The sequence below is a fragment of the Micromonospora sp. CNZ309 genome (assembly GCF_002846525.1).
The window spans coordinates 5,612,647-5,632,426 of the sequence record NZ_PJNG01000001.1; the positions used below are offsets into that span (position 1 = coordinate 5,612,647).

General features: G+C 74.4%; 24 protein-coding genes. 11 read left to right on the forward strand and 13 right to left on the reverse strand.

Annotated elements, in window-relative coordinates; genetic code table 11:
- Position 1 precedes the first annotated feature (1 nt).
- The 3 genes from CLT72_RS23940 (at position 2) to CLT72_RS23950 (ending at position 2,945) form a co-directional block, all read left to right on the forward strand.
- Positions 2-1,105 (forward strand): Gfo/Idh/MocA family protein, encoded by a 1,104-nt coding sequence (locus tag CLT72_RS23940; RefSeq protein ID WP_101413687.1) that lies wholly within the window; start codon positions 2-4, stop codon positions 1,103-1,105.
- Positions 1,106-1,280: 175 nt separating this feature from the next.
- The gene (locus CLT72_RS23945; protein WP_101413688.1) at positions 1,281-1,772 is read left to right on the forward strand and encodes an anthrone oxygenase family protein; all 492 of its coding nucleotides are present in this window, start codon (positions 1,281-1,283) and stop codon (positions 1,770-1,772) included.
- A gap of 90 nt (positions 1,773-1,862) precedes the next feature.
- The gene (locus CLT72_RS23950) at positions 1,863-2,945 is read left to right on the forward strand and encodes an NAD-dependent epimerase/dehydratase family protein (RefSeq protein WP_101413689.1); all 1,083 of its coding nucleotides are present in this window, start codon (positions 1,863-1,865) and stop codon (positions 2,943-2,945) included.
- Positions 2,946-2,961: 16 nt separating this feature from the next.
- Here CLT72_RS23950 and CLT72_RS23955 read toward each other — a convergent pair whose 3' ends face one another.
- The 5 genes from CLT72_RS23955 to CLT72_RS23975 all read right to left on the reverse strand — a co-directional run bounded on the left by CLT72_RS23955 (position 2,962) and on the right by CLT72_RS23975 (position 6,871).
- Positions 2,962-4,161, reverse strand: coding sequence for a GNAT family N-acetyltransferase (locus CLT72_RS23955; RefSeq protein WP_101413690.1), 1,200 nt, complete (start codon positions 4,159-4,161; stop codon positions 2,962-2,964).
- 68 nt (positions 4,162-4,229) lie between these two features.
- Complete coding sequence (locus CLT72_RS23960; protein WP_101413691.1) at positions 4,230-4,922, reverse strand: hypothetical protein; 693 nt, start codon at positions 4,920-4,922, stop codon at positions 4,230-4,232.
- Positions 4,919-5,737: an ATP-binding cassette domain-containing protein gene (locus CLT72_RS23965; RefSeq protein WP_101413692.1), complete on the reverse strand. Its 819-nt coding sequence runs from the start codon at positions 5,735-5,737 to the stop codon at positions 4,919-4,921. Before CLT72_RS23965 ends, CLT72_RS23960 begins: the two co-directional genes overlap by 4 nt.
- The gene (locus CLT72_RS23970) at positions 5,734-6,072 is read right to left on the reverse strand and encodes a PadR family transcriptional regulator (protein ID WP_101413693.1); all 339 of its coding nucleotides are present in this window, start codon (positions 6,070-6,072) and stop codon (positions 5,734-5,736) included. Before CLT72_RS23970 ends, CLT72_RS23965 begins: the two co-directional genes overlap by 4 nt.
- Before the next feature lie 79 nt (positions 6,073-6,151).
- Positions 6,152-6,871 (reverse strand): PP2C family protein-serine/threonine phosphatase, encoded by a 720-nt coding sequence (locus tag CLT72_RS23975; RefSeq protein WP_089002502.1) that lies wholly within the window; start codon positions 6,869-6,871, stop codon positions 6,152-6,154.
- A gap of 63 nt (positions 6,872-6,934) precedes the next feature.
- Between CLT72_RS23975 and CLT72_RS23980 the strand changes: the two genes are divergently transcribed.
- Entirely contained in the window at positions 6,935-7,972 is a 1,038-nt protein-coding gene (locus CLT72_RS23980; protein ID WP_101413694.1) for a helix-turn-helix transcriptional regulator, read from the forward strand.
- Between the two features lie 46 nt (positions 7,973-8,018).
- Here the strand turns inward: CLT72_RS23980 and CLT72_RS23985 are convergent, their stop codons facing one another.
- On the reverse strand, positions 8,019-8,486 hold the full coding sequence (locus CLT72_RS23985) for a helix-turn-helix domain-containing protein (protein ID WP_250101857.1): 468 nt from the start codon (positions 8,484-8,486) through the stop codon (positions 8,019-8,021).
- 148 nt (positions 8,487-8,634) lie between these two features.
- On the opposite strand from CLT72_RS23985, the gene CLT72_RS23990 reads away from it, so the two are divergent.
- A complete protein-coding gene (locus tag CLT72_RS23990) occupies positions 8,635-10,059 on the forward strand; it encodes a benzoate/H(+) symporter BenE family transporter (protein WP_350820988.1) in 1,425 nt (474 codons plus the stop codon).
- Here the strand turns inward: CLT72_RS23990 and CLT72_RS23995 are convergent.
- The 6 genes from CLT72_RS23995 to CLT72_RS24020 form a co-directional block, all read right to left on the reverse strand.
- Complete coding sequence (locus CLT72_RS23995) at positions 9,977-11,137, reverse strand: hypothetical protein (protein ID WP_101413696.1); 1,161 nt, start codon at positions 11,135-11,137, stop codon at positions 9,977-9,979. The two genes, CLT72_RS23990 and CLT72_RS23995, sit on opposite strands and share 83 nt — an antisense overlap.
- Entirely contained in the window at positions 11,134-11,649 is a 516-nt protein-coding gene (locus CLT72_RS24000) for a SigE family RNA polymerase sigma factor (RefSeq protein WP_101413697.1), read from the reverse strand. The genes CLT72_RS23995 and CLT72_RS24000 overlap by 4 nt, the downstream gene beginning before the upstream one ends.
- A gap of 207 nt (positions 11,650-11,856) precedes the next feature.
- Positions 11,857-12,231 (reverse strand): hypothetical protein, encoded by a 375-nt coding sequence (locus CLT72_RS24005; protein WP_101413698.1) that lies wholly within the window; start codon positions 12,229-12,231, stop codon positions 11,857-11,859.
- A gap of 46 nt (positions 12,232-12,277) precedes the next feature.
- Positions 12,278-12,523 carry a hypothetical protein gene (locus CLT72_RS24010; protein WP_101413699.1) on the reverse strand — a complete coding sequence of 82 codons (246 nt, stop codon included), beginning with the start codon at positions 12,521-12,523 and terminating at the stop codon, positions 12,278-12,280.
- An 81-nt stretch (positions 12,524-12,604) separates the two neighbouring features.
- Entirely contained in the window at positions 12,605-13,078 is a 474-nt protein-coding gene (gene mscL / locus CLT72_RS24015; RefSeq protein WP_101413700.1) for a large conductance mechanosensitive channel protein MscL, read from the reverse strand.
- 39 nt (positions 13,079-13,117) lie between these two features.
- On the reverse strand, positions 13,118-13,801 hold the full coding sequence (locus tag CLT72_RS24020; protein WP_101413701.1) for a FadR/GntR family transcriptional regulator: 684 nt from the start codon (positions 13,799-13,801) through the stop codon (positions 13,118-13,120).
- 50 nt (positions 13,802-13,851) lie between these two features.
- Here CLT72_RS24020 and CLT72_RS24025 point away from each other — a divergent pair, with 50 nt between their 5' ends.
- Positions 13,852-15,189 carry an MFS transporter gene (locus tag CLT72_RS24025; RefSeq protein ID WP_101413702.1) on the forward strand — a complete coding sequence of 446 codons (1,338 nt, stop codon included), beginning with the start codon at positions 13,852-13,854 and terminating at the stop codon, positions 15,187-15,189.
- A gap of 10 nt (positions 15,190-15,199) precedes the next feature.
- Here CLT72_RS24025 and CLT72_RS24030 read toward each other — a convergent pair whose 3' ends face one another.
- Positions 15,200-15,556, reverse strand: a complete 357-nt coding sequence (locus CLT72_RS24030; protein WP_088976933.1) for an STAS domain-containing protein — start codon at positions 15,554-15,556, stop codon at positions 15,200-15,202.
- A gap of 162 nt (positions 15,557-15,718) precedes the next feature.
- Here CLT72_RS24030 and CLT72_RS24035 point away from each other — a divergent pair, with 162 nt between their 5' ends.
- Genes CLT72_RS24035 through CLT72_RS24055 form a run of 5 tightly spaced genes read left to right on the forward strand, consistent with a single transcriptional unit; the run spans position 15,719 to position 19,779 of the window.
- Positions 15,719-16,576 (forward strand): STAS domain-containing protein, encoded by an 858-nt coding sequence (locus CLT72_RS24035; protein ID WP_101413703.1) that lies wholly within the window; start codon positions 15,719-15,721, stop codon positions 16,574-16,576.
- Positions 16,576-16,989 carry an STAS domain-containing protein gene (locus tag CLT72_RS24040; protein ID WP_101413704.1) on the forward strand — a complete coding sequence of 138 codons (414 nt, stop codon included), beginning with the start codon at positions 16,576-16,578 and terminating at the stop codon, positions 16,987-16,989. Before CLT72_RS24035 ends, CLT72_RS24040 begins: the two co-directional genes overlap by 1 nt.
- Positions 16,986-17,405 (forward strand): ATP-binding protein, encoded by a 420-nt coding sequence (locus CLT72_RS24045; RefSeq protein WP_101413705.1) that lies wholly within the window; start codon positions 16,986-16,988, stop codon positions 17,403-17,405. Before CLT72_RS24040 ends, CLT72_RS24045 begins: the two co-directional genes overlap by 4 nt.
- The gene (locus CLT72_RS24050; RefSeq protein ID WP_350820986.1) at positions 17,393-18,421 is read left to right on the forward strand and encodes a SpoIIE family protein phosphatase; all 1,029 of its coding nucleotides are present in this window, start codon (positions 17,393-17,395) and stop codon (positions 18,419-18,421) included. Before CLT72_RS24045 ends, CLT72_RS24050 begins: the two co-directional genes overlap by 13 nt.
- Positions 18,412-19,779 (forward strand): ATP-binding protein, encoded by a 1,368-nt coding sequence (locus CLT72_RS24055; RefSeq protein WP_101413706.1) that lies wholly within the window; start codon positions 18,412-18,414, stop codon positions 19,777-19,779. Before CLT72_RS24050 ends, CLT72_RS24055 begins: the two co-directional genes overlap by 10 nt.
- Position 19,780: the final 1 nt, after the last annotated feature.

Below are 19,780 nucleotides of genomic sequence, written 5' to 3' on the forward strand. Positions count from 1 at the left end.
CATGGTCGGTAGCGGAGCGTCGGTGCGGGTGGGGGTCGTGGGGTGCGGGAACGTCAGTTCCCGCTACCTGGCCAACGTCGCCGGGGAACCGGCGGTCACCGTCGTCGCCTGCGCCGACGCCGACCCGGCGCGCGCGCGGGCGCTCGGCGTTGCCCACGCGGTGCCGGAGGTGCACCCGGTAGCCGACCTGTTGGCCCATCCGGAGATCGACCTGGTCCTCAACCTGACCCCACCCAGGGCGCACGCCGAGGTGACCCTGCGGGCCCTGGAGCACGGCAAGCACGTCTACACGGAGAAGCCCCTGGCGACCACCATGGCCGACGGTTACCGCATCGTCGAGGCCGCCCGGGCACGGTCGTTGCAGGTCGGCACCGCGCCGGACACCTTCCTGGGAGTCGGGGCGCAGACCTGCGCCGCGCTGCTCGCCGACGGCGCGGTCGGCACCCCGACCTCGGTGAACGCCGCCATGATGAACGCCGGGCCGGAACGGTTCCACCCCGAGCCGGAGTTCCTCTACCAGGAGGGCGCCGGACCCCTGTTCGACATCGGTCCGTACTACCTCACGGTGCTGACCGAACTCATGGGTTCCATCGTCCGGGTGGGGGCGCTGGGCGCGGCCGCGCGTACCGAGCGGGTCGTGTTGGCCGGGCCCCGCGCGGGGTCGACCTTCGGCGTGCGGACACCCACCCACGTCAACAGCGTCCTGGAGTTCGCCAGCGGAGCCATGGGCATGCTGGTGACCAGCTTCGACGTCGTGGCGACGCGTACGCCACACCTGGAGATCCACGGCACCGAGGGCACGATCGTCGCGGCGCAGGCCAACTCGTGGGGCGGCCCCGTGCTGCTCAGGGCAGCGGGCAGCACCGACTTCGTCGAAGTGCTCCCCGGCCCACGCGACTCCGACGGATTCATGGGGATGGGCCTGGTCGAGATGGCCAGGGCCATCCTGGCGGGGCGGCCCGCGCTGGCCTCGGCGACCCGGGGGCTCCACGTCCTGGAGGTGCTCACGGCCATCGCCGCCGCCGCCCGGGACGGCGGGGGTTTCACGACGATCAGTTCGCGGCTGGAGACCCACGGCCGACGTGACACGGGTGCCGTCGGGTGAGGGCCGGCCGAGCGCGGGCAACCGCCGCCGGAGACGCCCGCCCGTCGTGGGCGGGCGTCTCCGGGCGTACGGGATGAGGCAGGCCCGGGGCACCGGCAGCGGTTGAGCGGCTCGGCCACGGGCGGGAGGACAGCGTCCGGTTGACTGGTGGGACGACGACGGGGGAGGACCACCGATGACCGAGACGATCCGCATCGCAGCCCTGGCCGGGGCGACACTGACCACCGGGCTGGTGGCGGGGCTGTTCTTCGCGTTCACCTGCGCGGTCATGCCGGGGCTGGCCGCCACCGACGACCGGACGCTGGTCGGCACCATGCAGTCGATCAACCGGAGGATTCTCAACGGCTGGTTCCTGAGCGCTTTCCTCGGCGCGCTGCCGTTGCTCGCCGCAGCCGTCGCCACGCATTTCACCCGTGGCGGGCCGGTCCTGCTCTGGACCGTCGCCGCGCTGGCCTGCTATCTGGTCACCTTCGGCGTCACCATCCGCCTCAACGTGCCGCTCAACGACCGGCTGGAGGCCGCCGGCCCGGTGGACCGGATCGCCGACCTGGGCGAGGTGCGGGCCTGGTTCGAGGCGGCCTGGGTGCGCGGGAACCTCGTCCGCACGATCTCCTCGGTGGCCGCGTTCGCCTGCCTGGTCGCCGCCCTGCTGACCGGACGGGGCTGAGCTACGCCGCGCCGGGCGCGCCGCTCACCCTGCTCCCGACGGCGGCCGTGATCGGCGATTGAGCCGGGGCTGACCGGGTACGGGGCGGGCATGCGGATCGTGGTGGTGGGGGCGACCGGCAACGCGGGCACCGCCCTGTTGCGCCGGCTGCGGCGGGAACGCGGAGTGGATCTCGCCGGGGTGGCCCGCCGGCTGCCCAGGCCGGAGTGCGGGGAGCCGTACGACCAGGTGGAGTGGCACTCCTGCGACGTCGGCCTGCCCGGCGCCGCCGACCAGCTCGCCGAGGTCTTCGCCGGGGCCGACGCGGTGGTGCACCTGGCCTGGCAGATCCAGCCCAGCCATGACCAGCGCGTACTGCACCGCACCAACGTGGGCGGCAGCGCGGCCGTGATCGACGCCGTCGTCCGTGCCGGCGTACCGGCTCTGGTGTACGCGTCGTCCGTCGGCGTCTACGCGTCCGGCCCGAAGGACCACCCGGTCTCCGAGCGCTGGCCGGCGACCGGGGTGCCCGGCTCGTCGTACAGCCGGGACAAGGCCGAGGTGGAGGCGCTGCTCGACCGGGCGGAGCGGGAGCACCCGGAGCTGCGGGTGGTGCGGCTGCGGCCCGGCCTGAACTTCCAGCGGGCGGCGGCCACCGAGATCACCCGCTACTTCCTCGGCCCGTTCGCGCCCGTCCGGCTGCTGCGCTTCGGCCGGATCCCGCTGGTGCCGACGAACCGGCGGCTGCGGATGCAGGCGGTGCACACCGACGACGTCGCCGACGCGTACGCCCGGGCGGTCCTGGGTGACGCGCGCGGCGCGTTCAACGTCGCCGCGGACCCGGTGCTGACCCCGGAGCTGGTGGCCCGGCACTTCCACGGCTGGACGGTGCCCGTCGCCGCCCCGGTGCTGCGCGCCGCCGCCGCGCTGACCTGGCGGGCGCGGCTGCAACCGATCGACGCCGGCTGGGTGGAGCTGGCGCTGCACGTGCCGCTGATGTCGAGCGAGCGCGCCGAGACGGAGCTGGGCTGGTACCCGCGCCACGACGCGCTCAGCGCGCTGAAGGAACTCTTCGCCGGCATGGCCGACGGCGCGCACGCCGCAGGCCCGCCGATGTCGGCGGCCGGCGACCTCCCGGGCCGCCCCACCGCCCTGCTGCGGGGTCGCCCCGCCGGCCACGGCAACCCCTACTGACCTGTGGGGGAGCGGGTCAGAAGTCGGCGAAGACGTACGGGTGCTGGCGGGGGAAGAGGCGGCGCAGCTCGGCGGCCGCCTCCGGCGACACGTCGCCCAGCCCGCGCAGACCCACCTCGACCGGGTCCAGCACCCCGTACGCCAGGGCGGAGATGCCGGCGGCGGTCAGCGTGCTGGTCGGCGGCGAGCCGGCCGTGGCGGCGGCGCCGGTCACCAGCTCCAGCGTGCCGGTGGTGCCGTCCAGCAGGTACGACCCGGCCAGCCACCGGTCGCCGGTCAGCTCCACCCGCACCCGGCCCGGGCCGACGGGCAGCCCGGCCAGCGCGTCGACCGACAGCAGCCGGGCCATCGGCGCGGAGGAACCCGGCCGGGCCACCTGCGCCTCGACGTGCACCGCCAGGTCGGTAAGCCACAGCTCCGGCGCCTCGTCGACGGGCACCTGCACCGTGACCCGCTCCACCTGGTCGACGTGCCGGCCGAAGAACTGCAACAGCAGCGCCCGGGAGACCGGGTCGGCGGCGAGCAGGTCACCGGCGGCGAGCGTGCCGCCGTGGTCGTCGATGCGGTAGATCACGGCACCGGTGACCGTGCCGCCCGTGCGGGCCGTCAACAGCCAGTGCTCGTCGCGGTCGCGCAACCCCACGTCCCGGTAGCTGGGGAAGATCGCGAAGCCGTGCCGCTCGTTCAGGCACCGCTCGGTGAACCGGCGCCAGTCCTGGTAGCCCTCGCCGATGCGCTGCCAGCCGACCTCGCCGGGCAGGTCGGCACCGAGCAGTTCGCCCAGGTCGGCCGGCGAGAACGTGACCGTACGCGGCTTCGGCAGCCCCACGTAGCCGAACCGGGCGTAGAACGACGGCCGGAACGGGTAGAGCGCGCTGAGCTGGTGCCCCTCGTCGCGCATCTCGTCGAGGAGGCGGTGCAGCAGGGTGCGTACGTGCCCGCGCCGGCGGGCCAGCGGATGGGTGGCGACCCCGGCGACGCCGGCCATCGGCAGCACCTCGCCGCGTACGTTCTGCCGCATCGGGATCGCCGAGGCGGCGGCCAGCGTGACGCCGCCCTCCTCGACGACCAGCGTCCGGTTGCCCTCGTTGTAGGGCAGGTAGCCGCGGAACTCCTCCGCCCGCGCCGCGCTGCGCGGCGACGCCTCGAAGGCGTACGCGCCGAGCGCGAAGCTGGTGGACAGTCTTTCTTCGGCGTTCACCCGGCGGACGGTCATCCGCCCATCCCATCCCGGCCCGGCGGTCGCCGCAACCGCAATCGCCGGTGACCGCACCGGGCGGACGGTCAGCCGATCGGCAGGTGTCGAAGGTGCCGGCGGCGGCGCAGCCGGACGCTGGACACGGCCGCCACGGTGCCGATCAGCAACGCGGTGACGGCCAGCCCGTGCAGCGACCCCCGCGTCAGGTAGCCGGAGTCGGTGTGGTCCACGGCCCAGGTGGCGATCTCCCGGCTGGACCAGAACGGGGTCAGCTTCGCGCCGGTGCCGGCCGGGTCGATCAGCATCTGCACCGCCACCACGGTGAGCAGCAGCAGCGTCCCCTCCAGCTCGCGGGGGAGCAGTGCGCCGATCAGCATCCCGAACGGCGCGGCCACGCCCACGCAGCAGAGCATCGCCACCGCCACCCCGCCGTGCCGCAGCTCGGGCGCGTCGACCACGGTGAGCACGAAGAACGGCACGGACAGGATGAGCCCGGTCGCCCACAGGCCGAGCATCCGGCCGAGGTAGAGGTCGTGCGGGCGGTAGCCGGCCAGCCGCAGCCGGGGCTCCAGCTCGCGGGCCGCGCCGGTGGCGAAGAGGGCGGCGGTGCTGACGGCCCAGCTGATGCCGAGCAGCAGCGAGCGTACGGACTGCCCGACGTGCGAGTCCCGCCGGATCAGCCAGAACGCCAGCGGCATCAACAGCAGCAGCAGGAGCACGCCCCGACGGCGCAGCAGCTCCCGCAGGGTCATCTCGGCGACGGTGACGAGGCGGTTCACGCACGCCCTCCCTGGGTGGCCGGGGTCAGGTCGAGCACCAGGTCGACCCGGTCGAGTTGGTTGAGCAGGTGGGTCACCACGACGATCGCCCGTCCCTCGTCGCGCAGCCGGGCGAGCTGGTCCCAGAAGTTGACGTACGTGCCCTGGTCGAAGCCCTGGTAGGGCTCGTCGAGCAGCAGCACGTCCGGCTCGCTGAGGGTGGACATGGTCAGGTTCAGCTTCTGCCGGGTGCCGCCGGAGAGGTTGCGGGCGAGGACGTCGCCGTCGGCCTCCCAGCCGAGGTGGCGGGCCGCCGCCCGACCGGCGCGGCGGGCCGGTCCCCGGGCCACGCCCCGGCCGGCGCCGATCAGCACGAAGTGCTCGTCGGGCAGCAGGAAGTCGGCGGTGCCGCCCTGCTGGGGGCAGTAGCCGACCCGGCCGGAGACGGTCACGTCCCCGGCGTCGGGGGAGACCAGCCCGGCGCAGACGCGCAGGAAGGTGCTCTTGCCGCAGCCGTTCGCCCCGATCACGGCGGCGATCTGACCGGCCCGGACGGTCAGGGACGCGTCGCGCAGGATGGTGCGTCGCCCGTACCGCTTGGTGATGCCCCGCGCGTGCAGCCGGACCGGTCCGGGGCGCGCGGCGGGCGAGGTGCCGATGGTCTCGACGATCGCGGCGGCGTAGTCCTGCGGCCGGCCGAAGACGGCCCACGGGTCGCCCCCGCCGTCGCGCAGGTGCGCGGCGGCCTCGGCGACCACGTGCCGGGCGGCGTCCGCCCGGACCCGGCGCCGGTCCAACTCGGCCGCGAACGCCCGCAGCCACCCGTCGGCGTTCATCCGTCGACCCCCTTCGTGACGAGGCCGGTCACCGGGGCGACGAACGCGAGCCAGGCACTGCCGCCCTGGCGCAGGGTCGCCCGCCCGCTGTCGGTGAGCCGGTAGTACTTGCGGGCCGGACCGGACGCGCCCTCCCGCCAGTCGGCGGTGACGAGGCCGGTGCGTTGCAGGCGCAGCAGCACCGGATAGAGCGTGCCGCCCTGGATCGGCCCGATGCCGGCGGCCTCCAGCGCCTGGGCGAGCTGGTAGCCGTAGGACTCGCCCTCGCGCAGCAGGGCCAGGACGCAGAGGTCGAGCACCCCGCGCAGCCACTGCCCGCGCCGGTCGGAATCCACCCGAGGAACATAGCGGCACTACCTAGCTGGCACAACTACCTAGCTGCCGGCGGCCGACCGCGACGGGAGCCGGGAGCGCTCAGACGGCCACGACGTCCGAGACCACGACGGTCACGTTGTCCGGCGCGCCGGCCTGGTGGGCGAGCTTGACGAGCTGCTCGCCGCACTGGTGCCGGTCGCCGTACGTGCTCAGCGCGGCGGCGATCGTGCCGTCCTCGACGTAGTCGGAGAGCCCGTCGCTGCACAGCAGCAGCCGGTCGCCGGCCACCACCGTGAGCACCCCGATCGCCGGGGGCGTGTCCGAGCCCTGCACCGCCCGGGTCACCAGGGACCGCTGCGGGTGGTGCCGCGCCTGCTCGGGCGAGAGCGCCCCCTGGTCGACCAGCGCCTGGACGAAGGTGTCGTCCCGGGTGAGCTGGGTCAGCTCCCCGTCGCGCAGCAGGTAGCAGCGGGAGTCGCCCACCTGGGCCAGCACCAGCGCGTCCCCGGCGAGCAGGGCGGCGGTCAGCGTCGTACCCATGCCGTCGCGCGCCGGGTCGACCGTGATGGCGGCGTGGATGCGCCGGTTCGCGGTGCTCACCACGGCCCGCAGGGCTCCGGCCGCCTCGTCGGGGGTGGTGGGCGGGCTCAGCTCGTCCAGGATGCGGATGACGATCTCGCTCGCCACCTCGCCCGCGGGCAGGCCACCCATGCCGTCCGCGACCGCGACGAGGCGGTCGCCGGCGAGGGCCGAGTCCTCGTTGTTGGTGCGGACCAGGCCGATGTCGTTGAGGATGGCCGAGCGGAGGATCAGCGTCATGGGGTCAAGCTTGCCAAGAACACCCTGCCGCCGTCTCTACGCACTACTGCGTAGGGTTGGGGAATGATGCCGGTGTCCATGGTCGGGCGCGCCGGTGAGCTGGCCGAGCTCGACCGGGCGTGGTCCACCGTGGTCGATTCCCGGCGCCCCACGCCGGCCGTCGCGGTGATCACCGGCGAGGCCGGGGTGGGCAAGTCCCTGCTGGTCGCGGCCGCCCTGGACGCGTTCGCGCCCCGACCGGCGGTGGTGCTCTCCGGTGCCGCCCGCGTGCACAGCCCCGCGCCGTACGACTGGCTGGCCGCCGTCCTCACGGGCCGCGACACGAGTCGGCTCGACCTGCCGCCCGACGCGCTGGCCTGGCTCGCCCAGCAGCCCACCGCGCCGCGCGAGCGCTACGCGCCGGGCACCCTGCTCCGGCTCGCGGTGCGGGTCGTCCGACTGCTCGTCGGCGCCGGCCCCGCCGTACTGGTGGTGGAGGACCTGCACGCCCTCGACCCGGCCAGCCTTAACCTCGTGGGCGAGCTGGCGACCGCCGCCGAGCTGCCAGCGCTGCTGGTGGTGGCGAGCCGGCCCGCCGAGGACGCCGTCGCGCCGGACCTCGCGGTCCGCGCCCTGGCCCGGCTCTGCGGCGTCCGGGGCGCCGTCCGCCAACACCTCGGACCGCTGCTGCCGGCCGAGGTCGCCGAGGTGCTGGCCCAGGTGTACGCGGACCCGCGCCCGTCCGGCCGGCTGGTGCGCGCCGTCTGGCAGCGCACCGGCGGCAACCCGTACGCGCTCACCGAGCTGCTCGCCGCCCACGCCGGCCGGGGACCCGGGGCCCTGCTCCGGCCGCCGGCCGCCCCGCGAGCGCCGAGGGTGGTGCCGCAGCGGCCCGCCGACCCGGTCGACGCCGAGCTGACCGGGCGGGAGATCGAGGTGCTGGGCTGCCTGGTCGCCGGGATGTCCAACAAGCAGGTGGCGCGCGCCCTCGGCATCTCGGTGCGGACCGTCACCGTGCACGTGTCGAACCTGCTGCGCAAGACCGGGTCCGCGTCGCGTACCGAGGCGGCGATCTGGGCCGTGCAGCGGCGGCTGCCGGTGCCGGCACCGGTCGACGGCTGAGCCGACGCCCGCTCGGGCCGGCGCGGCCCGCGTCGCCGACGGGTGCTCAGGGGCGGGGGTAGCGGAGCAGGAGGCTGGCGGCGACCTCCTCGTCGCCTACGGCCGCGTACACGTGCGGCACGTCCGAGGTCCAGCGCAGGTGCCCGCCGGCGGCGGCGGTCAGCGGCGCGTCGACGGGGCCGGCGCGCAGCACGCCCGAGAAGACGGTGACGTGCTCGGTGACGCCCCGCTGGTGTGCGGGGGAGAGCTGCTCGGGGCCGGGCGAGACCAGCATCCGGTACAGCTCGTAGGTGGCGTCGGCGTCCTCGAAGACCTCCAGCAGGATGGCGCTGACCGCGGCGCCGCGTACGACCGGCCCGGCCGCCGGGCCGGAGAGCACGGCCGTCAGCGGTACGCCGAGCTGCGCGGTGATCGCGTAGAGCGTCTCCAGGGTCGGGTTGCGGGTGCCGTTCTCCAGGCCGGAGAGGGTCGCCTTGCCCACCCCGGCGAGCCGGGCGAGGGCGGACAGCGACATCCCGCGCTCCTCGCGCAGGGCGCGTACCCGGCGACCGACGGCCTCGGCGCCCGGATCGGGGGCCGATCGGTGGACTGGTGACGTCTGCGGCACCCCGCTATGGTGCTACAGGTTCTTGTTCCGTAAACGGAACGGTCGGGGGAGTGGGATGGCGGGACGGTCGCAACCGGTGCTGGCGGGCGTGGTGACCGCGCTGGTCGGGTTCGCCAGCTCGTTCACGGTGGTGCTGGCCGGCCTGCGGGCCGTCGGCGCCTCGGACGCGCAGGCCGCCTCCGGGCTGCTGGCGGTGTGCGTGGCCTCCGGGCTCTCCGCCGTGTGGCTGGGCCTGCGGCACCGGATCCCGATGAGCGTGGCCTGGTCCACCCCGGGCGCGGCGCTGCTGGTCGCCACCGGTGCGATGCCCGGCGGGTGGCCCGTCGCCGTCGGGGCGTTCCTCGTCTCGGGCGCGCTGATCGTGGCCGCCGGGCTGTTCCCCGCGCTCGGGCGGGCCGTCGCGGCGATCCCCCGGCCGATCGCCGGCGCGATGCTCGCCGGGGTCCTGCTGCCGCTGTGCACCGCCCCCGTCCGCGCGCTGGTCGAGGTGCCCCGGCTGGCCGTCCCCGTGGTGCTGGCCTGGCTGCTGCTGCACCGGTTCGCCCGCCGCTGGGCGGTGCCCGGCGCGCTGGTCGTCGCGGTGGCGGCGATCGCGCTGACCACCCCGGTCTCCGGGCTCGGTGGCGCCCGGCTGCTGCCCGTGGTCGAGCTGACCGCCCCGACCTGGAACGTCTCCGCGATGGTCGGCCTCGCGTTGCCGCTCTTCCTGGTCACCATGGCCGCGCAGAACGTACCGGGGATGGCGGTGCTGGTCGGCTACGGCTACCGCCCACCCTTCGGCGCCGCGCTGCGCGCCACGGGGCTGACCACCGTGGTCGCGGCGCCCGCCGGTGGGCACGCGGTCAACCTCGCCGCGATCACCGCCGCCCTGGCCGCCGGCCCGGACGCCCACCCGGACCCCGACCGTCGCTGGATCGCCTCGGTCACCGCCGGGATCGGGCTGGCCCTGCTGGGGCTGGGCGCCGGGGCGGCCACCGCGCTGGTGGCGCTCGCCCCGCCGGTGCTGATCGAGGCGGTCGCCGGGCTGGCGCTGCTCGGCGCGTTGGCCACCGCGCTCACCTCGGCGCTGGCGGAGCCGGCGGCCCGCGAGGCCGCGGTGGTCACCTTCGTGGTGACCGCCTCCGGGGTGGCCCTGCTCGGCGTGGGCGGCGCGTTCTGGGGCCTGGTCGCGGGCGGGGTGATGCTCCTGCTCTTCCGCCACCGCTCCGGCGTGCCGACCGCGCCGGAGCCGGCGCCCGCACCCGAGCCGGCTGGGCTGGCTGCGGGCGGGCCGGCTGGGCTGGATGTGGGCGGGCCGGGTGTGCTGGCTGCGGGCGGGCCCGGGCCGGGTGCGGCCGGACTGGCGGAGCGACCCGTCCGGGTGCCCGGGGTCAGCGGTACGGACCGGCACGCGAGCTTCACCGACGGCAGTGCCACACCAGCGGCCGGTGCACCTGGTTCTCGTAGACGGCACCGACCACGGTCAGACCGTCGTCACTGATCCCGTTGGCCGAGTACGTGCCCGCCTCGGTCGCCCGGACATCGGGCCGGCCCGGCAACCGGCGGGACGTGCCGTCCGGGGCGACGACCAGCGGCTCACTGCCGTCGACCAGCAGGTCGCCGTTGCCGGCGATCCCGGTCGCCCCCGGGAACGGCAGCAGGCTCACCGCCCCCGTCGTGAGATTCCAACGTACCGGCAGCATCTGCACGGCACCGCCCTGCCGGGCGCCGGGAACCGTGCCGATCGCCCATTCGCCGTGCGCCGAGTCGACCGAGGCACGCGGGTAGCCGTCGGGCACCGCCAGCGCCGCCCCGACGCCCTGCGGCGTCCACCGGTAGGGCAGTTGGCCCATCACGCCGACGACCGTGCCGTCCTCGGTGATCCCGGTCGCCGCGGATCCGGACCGGCCGACCAGCCGGTACTCCTGCGGGCGGTCCGCCGACCACAGCACGGCGTGGTGCGAGTCGCCGGCTCCCCTGGCGGTGCCGGCGATGTCGCCCCGGCCGTTGACCGCGTGTACGAGGACCGCGTGGTAGCCGGGTGGGGTGGCCAGGAAGCGCAGCTTCCCGTCCCGGTGGACCCACCCGGTGCCGTCGCCGTTGGTGCCGACCACGACGCCGCCAGCGTTGACCGCGGCCGCGTGCCGTGCACCGGATGGCAGGACGGCTGCCCGGCCGTCGGTCCACAGCACGACCCGCCCGTCCTCCTGCCCGGTGCCGATCTCGCCGACGACGTACCGCCCGGTGGGGTCGACGCCGTTGGCCACCGCGACCGGACCATCGATCGGCTGCGGCAACCACGACGCCTCGCAGGTGACCGGGGCGGCCGGCGCGGTCCCGGCCGGTGAGGCCGCGAGGGCCGGCGTGGCCGGAGCCGGCCGGCTGGCGGCCCCGCCGGGATGAACGGCGCCCACGACGCCGAGCCCGGCCAGCACCGTCACCGCGGCGATCCCGCCGACGCGGCGGCGCTGGCGTCGTCGTCGGCCGTCCCGGACCGCGCGGCCCACGTCGACCCGCGGCTCGGGAACCGGCGCGGCCTGCAGCAGTGCGGCCATCCGCTGGTCGTCCAACGCGGTCATCTCGAATTCCTCCCGGCCAACTCGGCGACGTCGAGCACTTGGCGGACCGCCGCCAGCGCCCGCGCCGTCTGCGATTTCACGTTGCCTTCGGAGCAGCCCATCGCGGCGGCCGTGTCGGCCAGCGACAGGTCACACAGGAACCGCAGGACCAGCACGGTGCGCTGGCCGCGAGGAAGGCGGGCGAGCGCGGCGAGCAGGCTGTCCCGCTCGGCCAGGTCGTCGTGCGGCGTGACCGGCCGGCGCTCCGGCTCCGGCATCCACCCCAGCAGCCGGACCTTCGCCCAGCTCAACCGTTTCTCGTCGACGAGCTTGTGGACCAGCATCCGGTGCACGTACGCGTCGACGTTGTCGGCCCGGCTGACCCGGCGCCAGTTCACGTACAGCGCCGTGATCGTCTGCTGCACCACGTCGTCGGCCAGGTGGGCGTCGCCGCACATCAGGAACGCGGTCCGGTGCAGTCTCGGCAGTCGCGCGGAGACGTACTCCACGAACTCACGGTCGGCATCCGCCATCGGGGCTCCCTCCTCCGCAGGCTCGACGGGTCCGGGCGACCGTCGGGTTGCGTCAGAGCGAAGTTCGGCGGGGTGCCAGATCGGCGCCGGTGACCCCAGCGCCACCGGGCCGTCGGAGAACGTGCTGCCATCGGTGGCCGCCGTCAACGACCCGGCGGGACCTCGTCACTCCCTGCCGGGCGGCCAGCCGCCGGCGGCGGGGCGTCGCTACTCCTCGGGCGGCAGGTCTCGGGCCGGGACGTCGAGGCGTACCTGGTCGTCGCTGACGGCGGCGATCTGCTCGGCGAGCACGTAGACCGCGCCGGTGCGGACCAGGTCGGTGGAGACCTTCAGGTAGCCGCTGTGCAGCAGCCGGGCCGCCAGGTCGGCCGGTACGTCCGGCTCCTCGACGGCCGTCGACTCGATCAGTTCGTCCAGGCTGCTGCCCGGGTCGGCGGTGGGGGCCTGCACGGTCACCGCGTTCGGGTCGCCCCGCTGGACGAGGTCGACGGTGCCGAACGCGGTGCCGTCGACGTCGATCACCCGCATGCCCGTGGTGACCCGGGAAACTGTCGCCTGCCGCTCGGTGTCCTGCTGCTCCATCCTGCGGCGGTTCCCGGCCTCTGCTCCGGCTAAACCCTCGTCCTTCTCACTCCGGGGACCAGGCGGTTGGGGGGCGGGGGGAGAGTTCGCGCCAGGTGTCGGTGCCCTGGAGCAACGCCCGGACCGTCTCCTCGGCCTCGTCGGCGGTGCCGTGCTCGTAGAAGCGGGAGACGCCCTCGGAGCCGCCGGCGCGCTGCTCGACGTGCCACCGGTCGCCGTCCACCCGGAGGAAGACGTCGCGCCGGGCCAGCCGGCCCCATTTCCCGTTCCACCAGTGCTTCCGCTGCTCCATGGCGGGACTCTATCGAACAGACGTACGAAAATGTGCGGCCCCTGCGGGATTCCCGCAGGGGCCGATGTGCGTGCGCCGGGTTCAGCGCGGGGTGGGCGGTTCCTCCCGGCGGCCGAGCACGTCGTCGAGCGCGCCGCGCTGCTGCCCGGGGGTGGTGTGCCCAGCGGCGACCAGGGCGTCGCGGATCTCGGTGAGCAGCCTGACCTCCTCGCTCGGGGCCTTCGGCGGCGGCTCCTCGCCCCGCTTGCGCCGCTCGGCCAGCTTGTTCATCGGGAACACCACGAGGAAGTACAGCGCCGCCGCGGTGAGCAGGAACGTGATCAGCGCGTTGACGAACGCGATCCAGTCGAAGGCGATGCCACGGAACGTCGGCGCGGTGCCGGCCAGGCCCTTGTCGCTGCCGGTGATGAGCAGCACGAAGACCCGGATCAGCGGTTCCAGGAACGACTTGGTGAGCTGGGTGACCACGCCCGTGAACGCGGCGCCGATGACGACACCGACCGCCAGGTCGACGACGTTCCCGCGCATGATGAACTCTTTGAAGCCCTTGAGCATCCGTACTCCCGAGGTGTCCGGTCTTCCGTCCGGCACAACCTATGCCCCGGGCGTGGGCTCCAGAAAAGCGCCGGCCTCGATCGCCGCCCGATCCGGGTCGCCGGCCCGGATCGCCTCGACCAGCCGGGAGTGGTCGGCGTAGCGCTCCGGCTCCAGCGCGCCGCCCATCGACTGGGCGATCGTGCTGTGCAGCGCGGTGCCGACCGAGGCGTACAGCTCGGCGAGCATGCCGTTGTGCGCCGCCGCGACCACGGCGGTGTGCAGCGCCGCGTCGGCCGCCACGAACTCGTCGAACCGGCCTTCGCGCCAGGCCACCTCGCGGGCGGCGAGCGCGCCGTCCAGGGCCGCCAGGTCCTCGGCCGTACGCCTCAGCGCGGCGAGCCGGGCGGCCTCCACCTCGAAGGCGCGGCGCACCTCGACCACCTCGGCCATCCGGTCGGCGGTGAGCCGGCGGGCCACCACCGGGGCCAGCTCGTCGGTCGACACCACGTACGTCCCGGAGCCCTGCCGGCACTCCAGCACCCCGGCGTGCACCAGCGCCCGCACCGCCTCGCGGACCGTGTTGCGCCCCACGCCGAGCGCCGCGACGAGTTGCGGCTCGGTGGGGATCCGCCCGCCCAGCGGCCACTCGCCGCCGAGGATCCGCTCCCTGAGCTGCGCGATGGTCTGCCGCACCCGGTGCCCCCGGGGCGGCGCGGCGGCGGAATCAACCGACGGTGGCACTGGTTACAACACCCGCCAGGAATTCATCCCATGATTGTAGGTTCGGACGCATGACCCCGCCAACCACCGCCGCCGTCGACGCCGGAACCTCGCCGCGTTCCGCGCGGGAGACGATCGCCGGACCGGACGACGCGCCCGCGCCGGCGGATGCGACGGCTCCTGCCGCCGGCACTGTCGGCGCCACCCCCGCGCCGGCCGGGCCGGTCGCCGGTGGGCTGCTCGTGCTCGTCGGCATGCTGCTCGTGGCGCTCAACCTGCGGGCCGCCATCACCAGCCTCGGCGCCCTGCTCGACGAGGTACGCGACGGCCTGGCCCTCTCCGGGGCGCTGGCCGGGGTCGTGACCACCCTGCCCGCGGTCGCCTTCGCCGTCTTCGGGTCGCTCACGCCCCGGCTGGTCCGCCGGCATTCCCCGGCCCGGGTCCTGGTGGTGGCGATGCTGATCCTCGCCGCCGGGCAGCTCGTCCGGGTCGGCACGGACTCCGCGCTGGTCTTCATCGCCGGCAGCGCCCTCGCGCTGGCCGGGATCGCGGTGGCGAACGTCCTGCTCCCGCTCCTGGTCAAGCAGTACTTCCCGCACCGCATCGGGCTGGTCACCGGGGCGTACTCGATGACGCTGACGGTGGGCGCGACGGTGGCAGCCGCAGCGGCGGTGCCCGTGGCGCACCTCTTCGGCACCTGGCGGGCCGGGCTCGCCGTCTGGGCCGGGCTGGCCCTGGTGGCCGTACTCCCGTGGGTGCCCCTGGCGCTGCGGGCGCGCGCGGCCCGACGGGCGGCGACCCCGACGGCGGCGGCGCCCCGCCCCGGGCGGATCCGGCCGGGGCGGACCCGGCTCGGCTGGGCGATGGCGGTCTACTTCGGGACGCAGTCGCTCGGCGCCTACGCGATCATGGGCTGGCTGGCCCAGCTCTTCCGCGACGCCGGCTACCGCCCGCAGGACGCGGGCCTGCTGCTCGCCGGCGTGACCGCCCTGGGTGTGCCGATCGCGCTGCTGATGCCCACCCTGGCCGGGCGGCTGCGCACCCTGCACCCGCTGGTGCTGACGCTCTCCGCCGCGATGGCCCTGGCCTACGTCGGGATGGCCGTCGCGCCGCACGACGGTGCGCTGCTCTGGGTGGTGCTGCTCGCGATCGGGCAGAGCGCCTTCCCGATGATCCTGGCCACCATCGGGCTGCGCGCGCGCACCGCCGAGGGGACGGTGGCGCTCTCCGCGTTCAGCCAGAGCGTCGGCTACCTCATCGCCGCCCTGGGGCCGCTGCTCGTGGGCATCCTCTACGGGACCACCGGCGGGTGGACCGTCCCGATCGGGTTCCTGCTGGTGGCACTCGCCGTGCAGACCGGCGCGGGCATGGTGATCGCCCGTCCCCGACACATCGAGGACGAGACGTGAGGGGGAACCGTCAGGAGCTGGCGGGCGTGGGGTCGCCGGCCACGGCCTGCTCGACGGTGGGGTAGGTGTGCAGCACCTCGACGAGGCCGCTCACCTCGAGGATGCGCAGCACGCCCCGCTGCGGGGCGGCCAGCCGTACCACGCCGCCGGCCTCGTCGCAGCTGTTCTTGGCCCGGACGAACACCGACAGCCCCGTGGAGTCGCAGAACGAGACGTTCGCCAGGTCGAAGACGAGCCGGCTGCGACCCTTGTCGAGCAGGTCGGTGATCTGGTCCTGCAACTGCGGTGCGGTCGCCATGTCCAGCTCGCCCGCGACCGAGACGACGACCACGTCGCCGCGCTGTTCCGTGTGCACCGTCAAGGACATTCGCCAGACCTCCTGTTATCGGGGAAACGGTATCCCACGATCGGGGTGGTACGCAGAACGGGAGGCGGTATCCGGTGGCCGTGCTCATTCGTTTGCCCTGCGGCAACTAGCGCTCCTGCCTCCGGTGATAGAGTCCGCCGTCGAGGTCGAAGGGGGTTCACCATGGCGTTGAGCACGGAGGAAGGCAACCGGCTGGCCGGTCTGCTGACCGGTCACGCCGAGCGGGTCACGCAGCGCTGGACGGAGATCGTCGCCGCGTCCCTGCGCGGGCGGCTCAGCCAGGGCGAGCTGCGCCGGCAGGTGCAGGAGCTGCACTCTAGCATGATCACTGCGAGTGAGCAGGGCGCCGTCGACCTTGACTCAGAGCAGGCCACGGAGCTGCGCGCCGTGCTCTCCGAGCTGTCCCGGGGGCGCGCCCGGCAGGGCTTCTCCGCCTCCGAGACCGCGATCAGCGTGTTCTCGCTGAAGGAGGTGCTGCTGGAGCTGCTGGAGGCCGAGGGCGGCGCCGAGAGGCTGCGCGACTACGTCGCCTTCTCCGGGCTGATCGACCAGATGGGCCTGTTCACCTTCGAGAGCTTCGTGCGCACCCGTGAGAGCCTCATCGCCGACCAGGCGGAGCAGTTGCTGGAGCTGTCCACCCCGGTGGTGAAGCTCTGGGAGGGCGTGGTCGCTGTGCCGCTGGTCGGCACCCTCGACTCGGCCCGGGCCCAGGTGGTGATGGAGCGGCTGCTCCAGACCCTGGTCGACACCGGCTCGCCCTACGCGATCATCGACATCACCGGCGTACCGGCGGTGGACACCCAGGTCGCCCAGCACATCCTCAAGACCGTGGTGGCCGCCCGGCTGATGGGCGCCGACTGCATCATCTCCGGCATCCGGCCGCAGATCGCGCAGACCATCGTGGCGCTGGGCATCGAGTTCGGCGACATCGCCACCAAGGCCAGCCTCGCCGACGCGTTGCGGCACGTGCTCCGGCTCACCGGCGTCGAGACCGGCCGCCGCCAGCGCCGGGAGGCCTGATGGAACGGGTGCCGATCCTCAAGATCGGCGACATCCTCCTGGTCTCCATCCAGGTCGACATGTCCGACCAGACGGCGGTCCAGCTCCAGGAGGACCTCGCGGAGCGGATCGTCGCCACCGGCTGCCACGGCGTGATCATCGACATCACCGCCCTGGACATCGTCGACTCCTTCGTCGGGCGGATGCTGTCGACCATCGCCTCGATCTCCAAGGTGCTCGACGCGGAGACGGTCGTGGTCGGGATGCGTCCCGCCGTCGCCATCACCCTGGTCGAGCTGGGCCTGTCGCTCAACGGCATCCGGACGGCGCTCAACGTCGAGCGGGGCATGGAGTTGATCGCGGCGGCCCACGCCGACGAGCACGAGCTCGCGTTCGACGACGAACCGGACGCCGAGACGACGGCGTTGTCATGACCGCCGGAGTCGACCTGGGCCAGCCGCAGGCGCAGGCGATCCGCAGCGACGAGGACGTGGTACGCGTCCGACAGCTGGTGCGTACGGTGTCGGTTGCCGTCAAGCTCTCGCTGGTCGACCAGACCAAGGTCGTCACGGCGGCGAGCGAGCTGGCCCGCAACACCCTGGTGTACGGCGGCGGCGGCACGGTCGAGGTGGCCACGGTCGACAACGGCCGGCGACGGGGCGTGCGGATCGTCTTCGCCGACTCCGGCCCGGGCATCGCCGACCTCGACCTGGCACTGACCGACGGCTACACCACCGGCGGTGGGCTCGGCCTCGGGCTCAGCGGCGCACGTCGCCTCGTCGACGAGTTCGACATCCAGACCGCCGCTGGCGAGGGAACCCGGATCACGGTCACCAAATGGTCCCGATGAACGACGACGTGGTCTCCGACCGCGGAGTCTGGTTCCGGGTCGAGAGCGGCAGCGCGGCCAGCGCGGTGCGCCGGGCCGCCGAACGGCTCGGTGCCCAGCTCGACCTCAGCGCCGCCCGCACCGCCGACCTGGCCATCGTCGCCGCCGAGCTGACCAGCAACCTGGTCAAGCACGCCGACGACGGTGTCCTGCTGCTGCGGCCGGTGCGGCGCGACGCGGAGGCCGGCGTGGAGCTGATCGCCCTCGACACCGGGCCGGGGATGGCCGACCTCACCGCCTCCTCCCAGGACGGGCACTCCACCGCCGGGACGCTCGGCATCGGCCTCGGCGCGATCGTCCGGCAGGCCACCTGGTTCGACGGCTACTCCCGGCCGGAGCGTGGCACCGTCCTCGCCGTCCAGGTCTGGCCGAACCGCGACGGCGGGCACGAGCGGCCCTGGGTCGGCGCGCTCAGCCGGCCGCTGGCCGGCGAGTCGGTAAGCGGCGACGGGTACGCGTGGCGGGTCGTCGAGGGCCGGCGTCAGGTGCTGGTCAGCGACGGCCTGGGGCACGGACCGCTCGCCTCCGCCGCCACCGACGCCGCGCTCGACGCGTTCCGCAAGGCGCCGGCGGGGGCGCCGGCGGCGGTCGTCGCGCACCTGCACCGCTCGATGTCGCACACCCGGGGCGCGGCGCTCGCGGTGGCCGAGCCGGATCCGTCGGCCGGCGTGCTGCGCTACTCGGGGCTGGGCAACATCTCCGCCGCCGTGATCGGCGCCGACGGCAAGCGGCGGGGCCTGGTCTCGCTGCCCGGCATCGCCGGGCACCAGCGCCCCCCGATCCGGCAGTACGACTACCCCTTCGAGGCCGACGCCCTGCTGGTCATGCACAGTGACGGGGTGGTCGACCGCTGGCAGCTCGCCGACTATCCCGGTCTCGTCGACCGGTCTCCCCTGGTGGTGGCCGCGACGCTGCTGCGGGACGCCGGCACGCGTCGCGACGACGCCTGCGTCCTGGTCGCGCGGGGATGGTCGTGACCGGGCCCGCCCGGGCGCCCCTGCTGACGATGGCGCTGCGGGTCGAACACGACATCTTCGTCGTTCGGCAGCGGGGCCGCGAGGTCGCCGCCGCGGTGGGGCTGGAACACCAGGACCAGGTACGCATCGCCACGGCGCTCAGCGAGGTGGCCCGCGACCTGCTGCACTCGGCCGGCGGAGCGGAGGTGGCGTTCGTCCTCGTCGACGACCCCGCCGACGGCAGGCGGCACCTGCGGGTGGACCTCCTCCCGGTGCGTCCGCTGCCCGGCGGGCGGTACGAGCCGCGGTCCGGCGCGGTGGCGCGGTTGGTGGACAAGTTGAGCGTGGTGCCACGGGAGGGGGATACGGTCGTGAGGATGTCCCGACGTGTCCCGGTCACCGCAGAGGTGCTGACCCCCGAGCGTCTCGCCGAGCTGCGCGCCGAGCTCGACCGGAACGCGCCGGGCAGCGCCCTGGACGAGTTGGCCGCCCAGAACGCGCAACTGATCGCGGCCCTCGACGAGGTACGCAGCCAGCGCGACGAGCTGGCCGTCCTGAACGAGGAACTGGCCGAGACCAACCGGGGCGTGATGGCGCTCTACAACCAGCTCACCGAGGAACTGGAGGAGACCAACCGGGGCGTGGTCGCCCTCTACGCCGAGCTGGACGAGAAGTCGGCCCAGCTGCGCGCGGCGAGCGAGTCGAAGAGCCGGTTCCTGGCGAACGTCAGCCACGAGCTGCGGGCCCCGGTCACCGCGATCATGGGGCTGGGCCGGCTGCTGGGCGACTCCGCCTCCGACCCGCTCACCGCCGAGCAGGCCCGCCAGGTCGGGCTGATCCGTTCGTCGGCGGGCGACCTCCTCACGCTGGTCAACGAGCTGCTCGACCTGGCCAAGGCCGAGTCGGGCCGGATCGAGCCCGACTGGAGCGAGGTCGACCTGCGGCCGGCCTTCGGCCAGTTGCGCGGCACCCTGCGCGCCCTCGCCACCCGGCCCGACGTCGAGCTGGTGGTGGAGGAGCCGCCCGTGCCGTCGACGCTGCGCACCGACGAGGTGCTGCTCGCCCAGGTCCTGCGCAACCTGCTGCACAACGGGCTCAAGTTCACCGAGCGCGGGGAGGTCCGGCTGCGGGCGGAGCGGCGGGACGACCAGTGGTCGCTGGCCGTCTCCGACACCGGCGCGGGCATCCCCCCGGAGCTGCACGAGCGGATCTTCGAGGAGTTCTACCAGGTGCCCGGCGCCACCCGGGTCGGCGGCACCGGCCTCGGCCTGCCGTACGCGCGGCGGCTGGTGACCCTGCTCGGCGGCAGCCTGGTGGTGTCCAGCGAGCCGGGCCGGGGCAGCACGTTCACCGTCACCCTTCCTGTGGGCGGAGCGTGAC

Bases quoted from the DNA above. Each gene is read 5' to 3' on its own strand.
- CLT72_RS23945 (WP_101413688.1), top strand. From the start codon at position 1,281: ATGACCGAGACGATCCGCATCGCAGCCCTGGCCGGGGCGACACTGACC.
- CLT72_RS24050 (WP_350820986.1), top strand. From the start codon at position 17,393: ATGGTCCCGATGAACGACGACGTGGTCTCCGACCGCGGAGTCTGGTTC.
- CLT72_RS24005 (WP_101413698.1), bottom strand. From the start codon at position 12,231: ATGGAGCAGCAGGACACCGAGCGGCAGGCGACAGTTTCCCGGGTCACC.
- CLT72_RS23940 (WP_101413687.1), top strand. From the start codon at position 2: ATGGTCGGTAGCGGAGCGTCGGTGCGGGTGGGGGTCGTGGGGTGCGGG.
- mscL (WP_101413700.1), bottom strand. From the start codon at position 13,078: ATGCTCAAGGGCTTCAAAGAGTTCATCATGCGCGGGAACGTCGTCGAC.
- CLT72_RS24035 (WP_101413703.1), top strand. From the start codon at position 15,719: ATGGCGTTGAGCACGGAGGAAGGCAACCGGCTGGCCGGTCTGCTGACC.
- CLT72_RS24040 (WP_101413704.1), top strand. From the start codon at position 16,576: ATGGAACGGGTGCCGATCCTCAAGATCGGCGACATCCTCCTGGTCTCC.
- CLT72_RS23965 (WP_101413692.1), bottom strand. From the start codon at position 5,737: ATGAACGCCGACGGGTGGCTGCGGGCGTTCGCGGCCGAGTTGGACCGG.
- CLT72_RS23990 (WP_350820988.1), top strand. From the start codon at position 8,635: ATGGCGGGACGGTCGCAACCGGTGCTGGCGGGCGTGGTGACCGCGCTG.
- CLT72_RS23955 (WP_101413690.1), bottom strand. From the start codon at position 4,161: ATGACCGTCCGCCGGGTGAACGCCGAAGAAAGACTGTCCACCAGCTTC.
- CLT72_RS24010 (WP_101413699.1), bottom strand. From the start codon at position 12,523: ATGGAGCAGCGGAAGCACTGGTGGAACGGGAAATGGGGCCGGCTGGCC.
- CLT72_RS24025 (WP_101413702.1), top strand. From the start codon at position 13,852: ATGACCCCGCCAACCACCGCCGCCGTCGACGCCGGAACCTCGCCGCGT.
- CLT72_RS24045 (WP_101413705.1), top strand. From the start codon at position 16,986: ATGACCGCCGGAGTCGACCTGGGCCAGCCGCAGGCGCAGGCGATCCGC.
- CLT72_RS23980 (WP_101413694.1), top strand. From the start codon at position 6,935: ATGATGCCGGTGTCCATGGTCGGGCGCGCCGGTGAGCTGGCCGAGCTC.
- CLT72_RS24000 (WP_101413697.1), bottom strand. From the start codon at position 11,649: ATGGCGGATGCCGACCGTGAGTTCGTGGAGTACGTCTCCGCGCGACTG.
- CLT72_RS23995 (WP_101413696.1), bottom strand. From the start codon at position 11,137: ATGACCGCGTTGGACGACCAGCGGATGGCCGCACTGCTGCAGGCCGCG.
- CLT72_RS23950 (WP_101413689.1), top strand. From the start codon at position 1,863: ATGCGGATCGTGGTGGTGGGGGCGACCGGCAACGCGGGCACCGCCCTG.
- CLT72_RS24030 (WP_088976933.1), bottom strand. From the start codon at position 15,556: ATGTCCTTGACGGTGCACACGGAACAGCGCGGCGACGTGGTCGTCGTC.
- CLT72_RS23975 (WP_089002502.1), bottom strand. From the start codon at position 6,871: ATGACGCTGATCCTCCGCTCGGCCATCCTCAACGACATCGGCCTGGTC.
- CLT72_RS23985 (WP_250101857.1), bottom strand. From the start codon at position 8,486: ATGTCGCTGTCCGCCCTCGCCCGGCTCGCCGGGGTGGGCAAGGCGACC.
- CLT72_RS24055 (WP_101413706.1), top strand. From the start codon at position 18,412: ATGGTCGTGACCGGGCCCGCCCGGGCGCCCCTGCTGACGATGGCGCTG.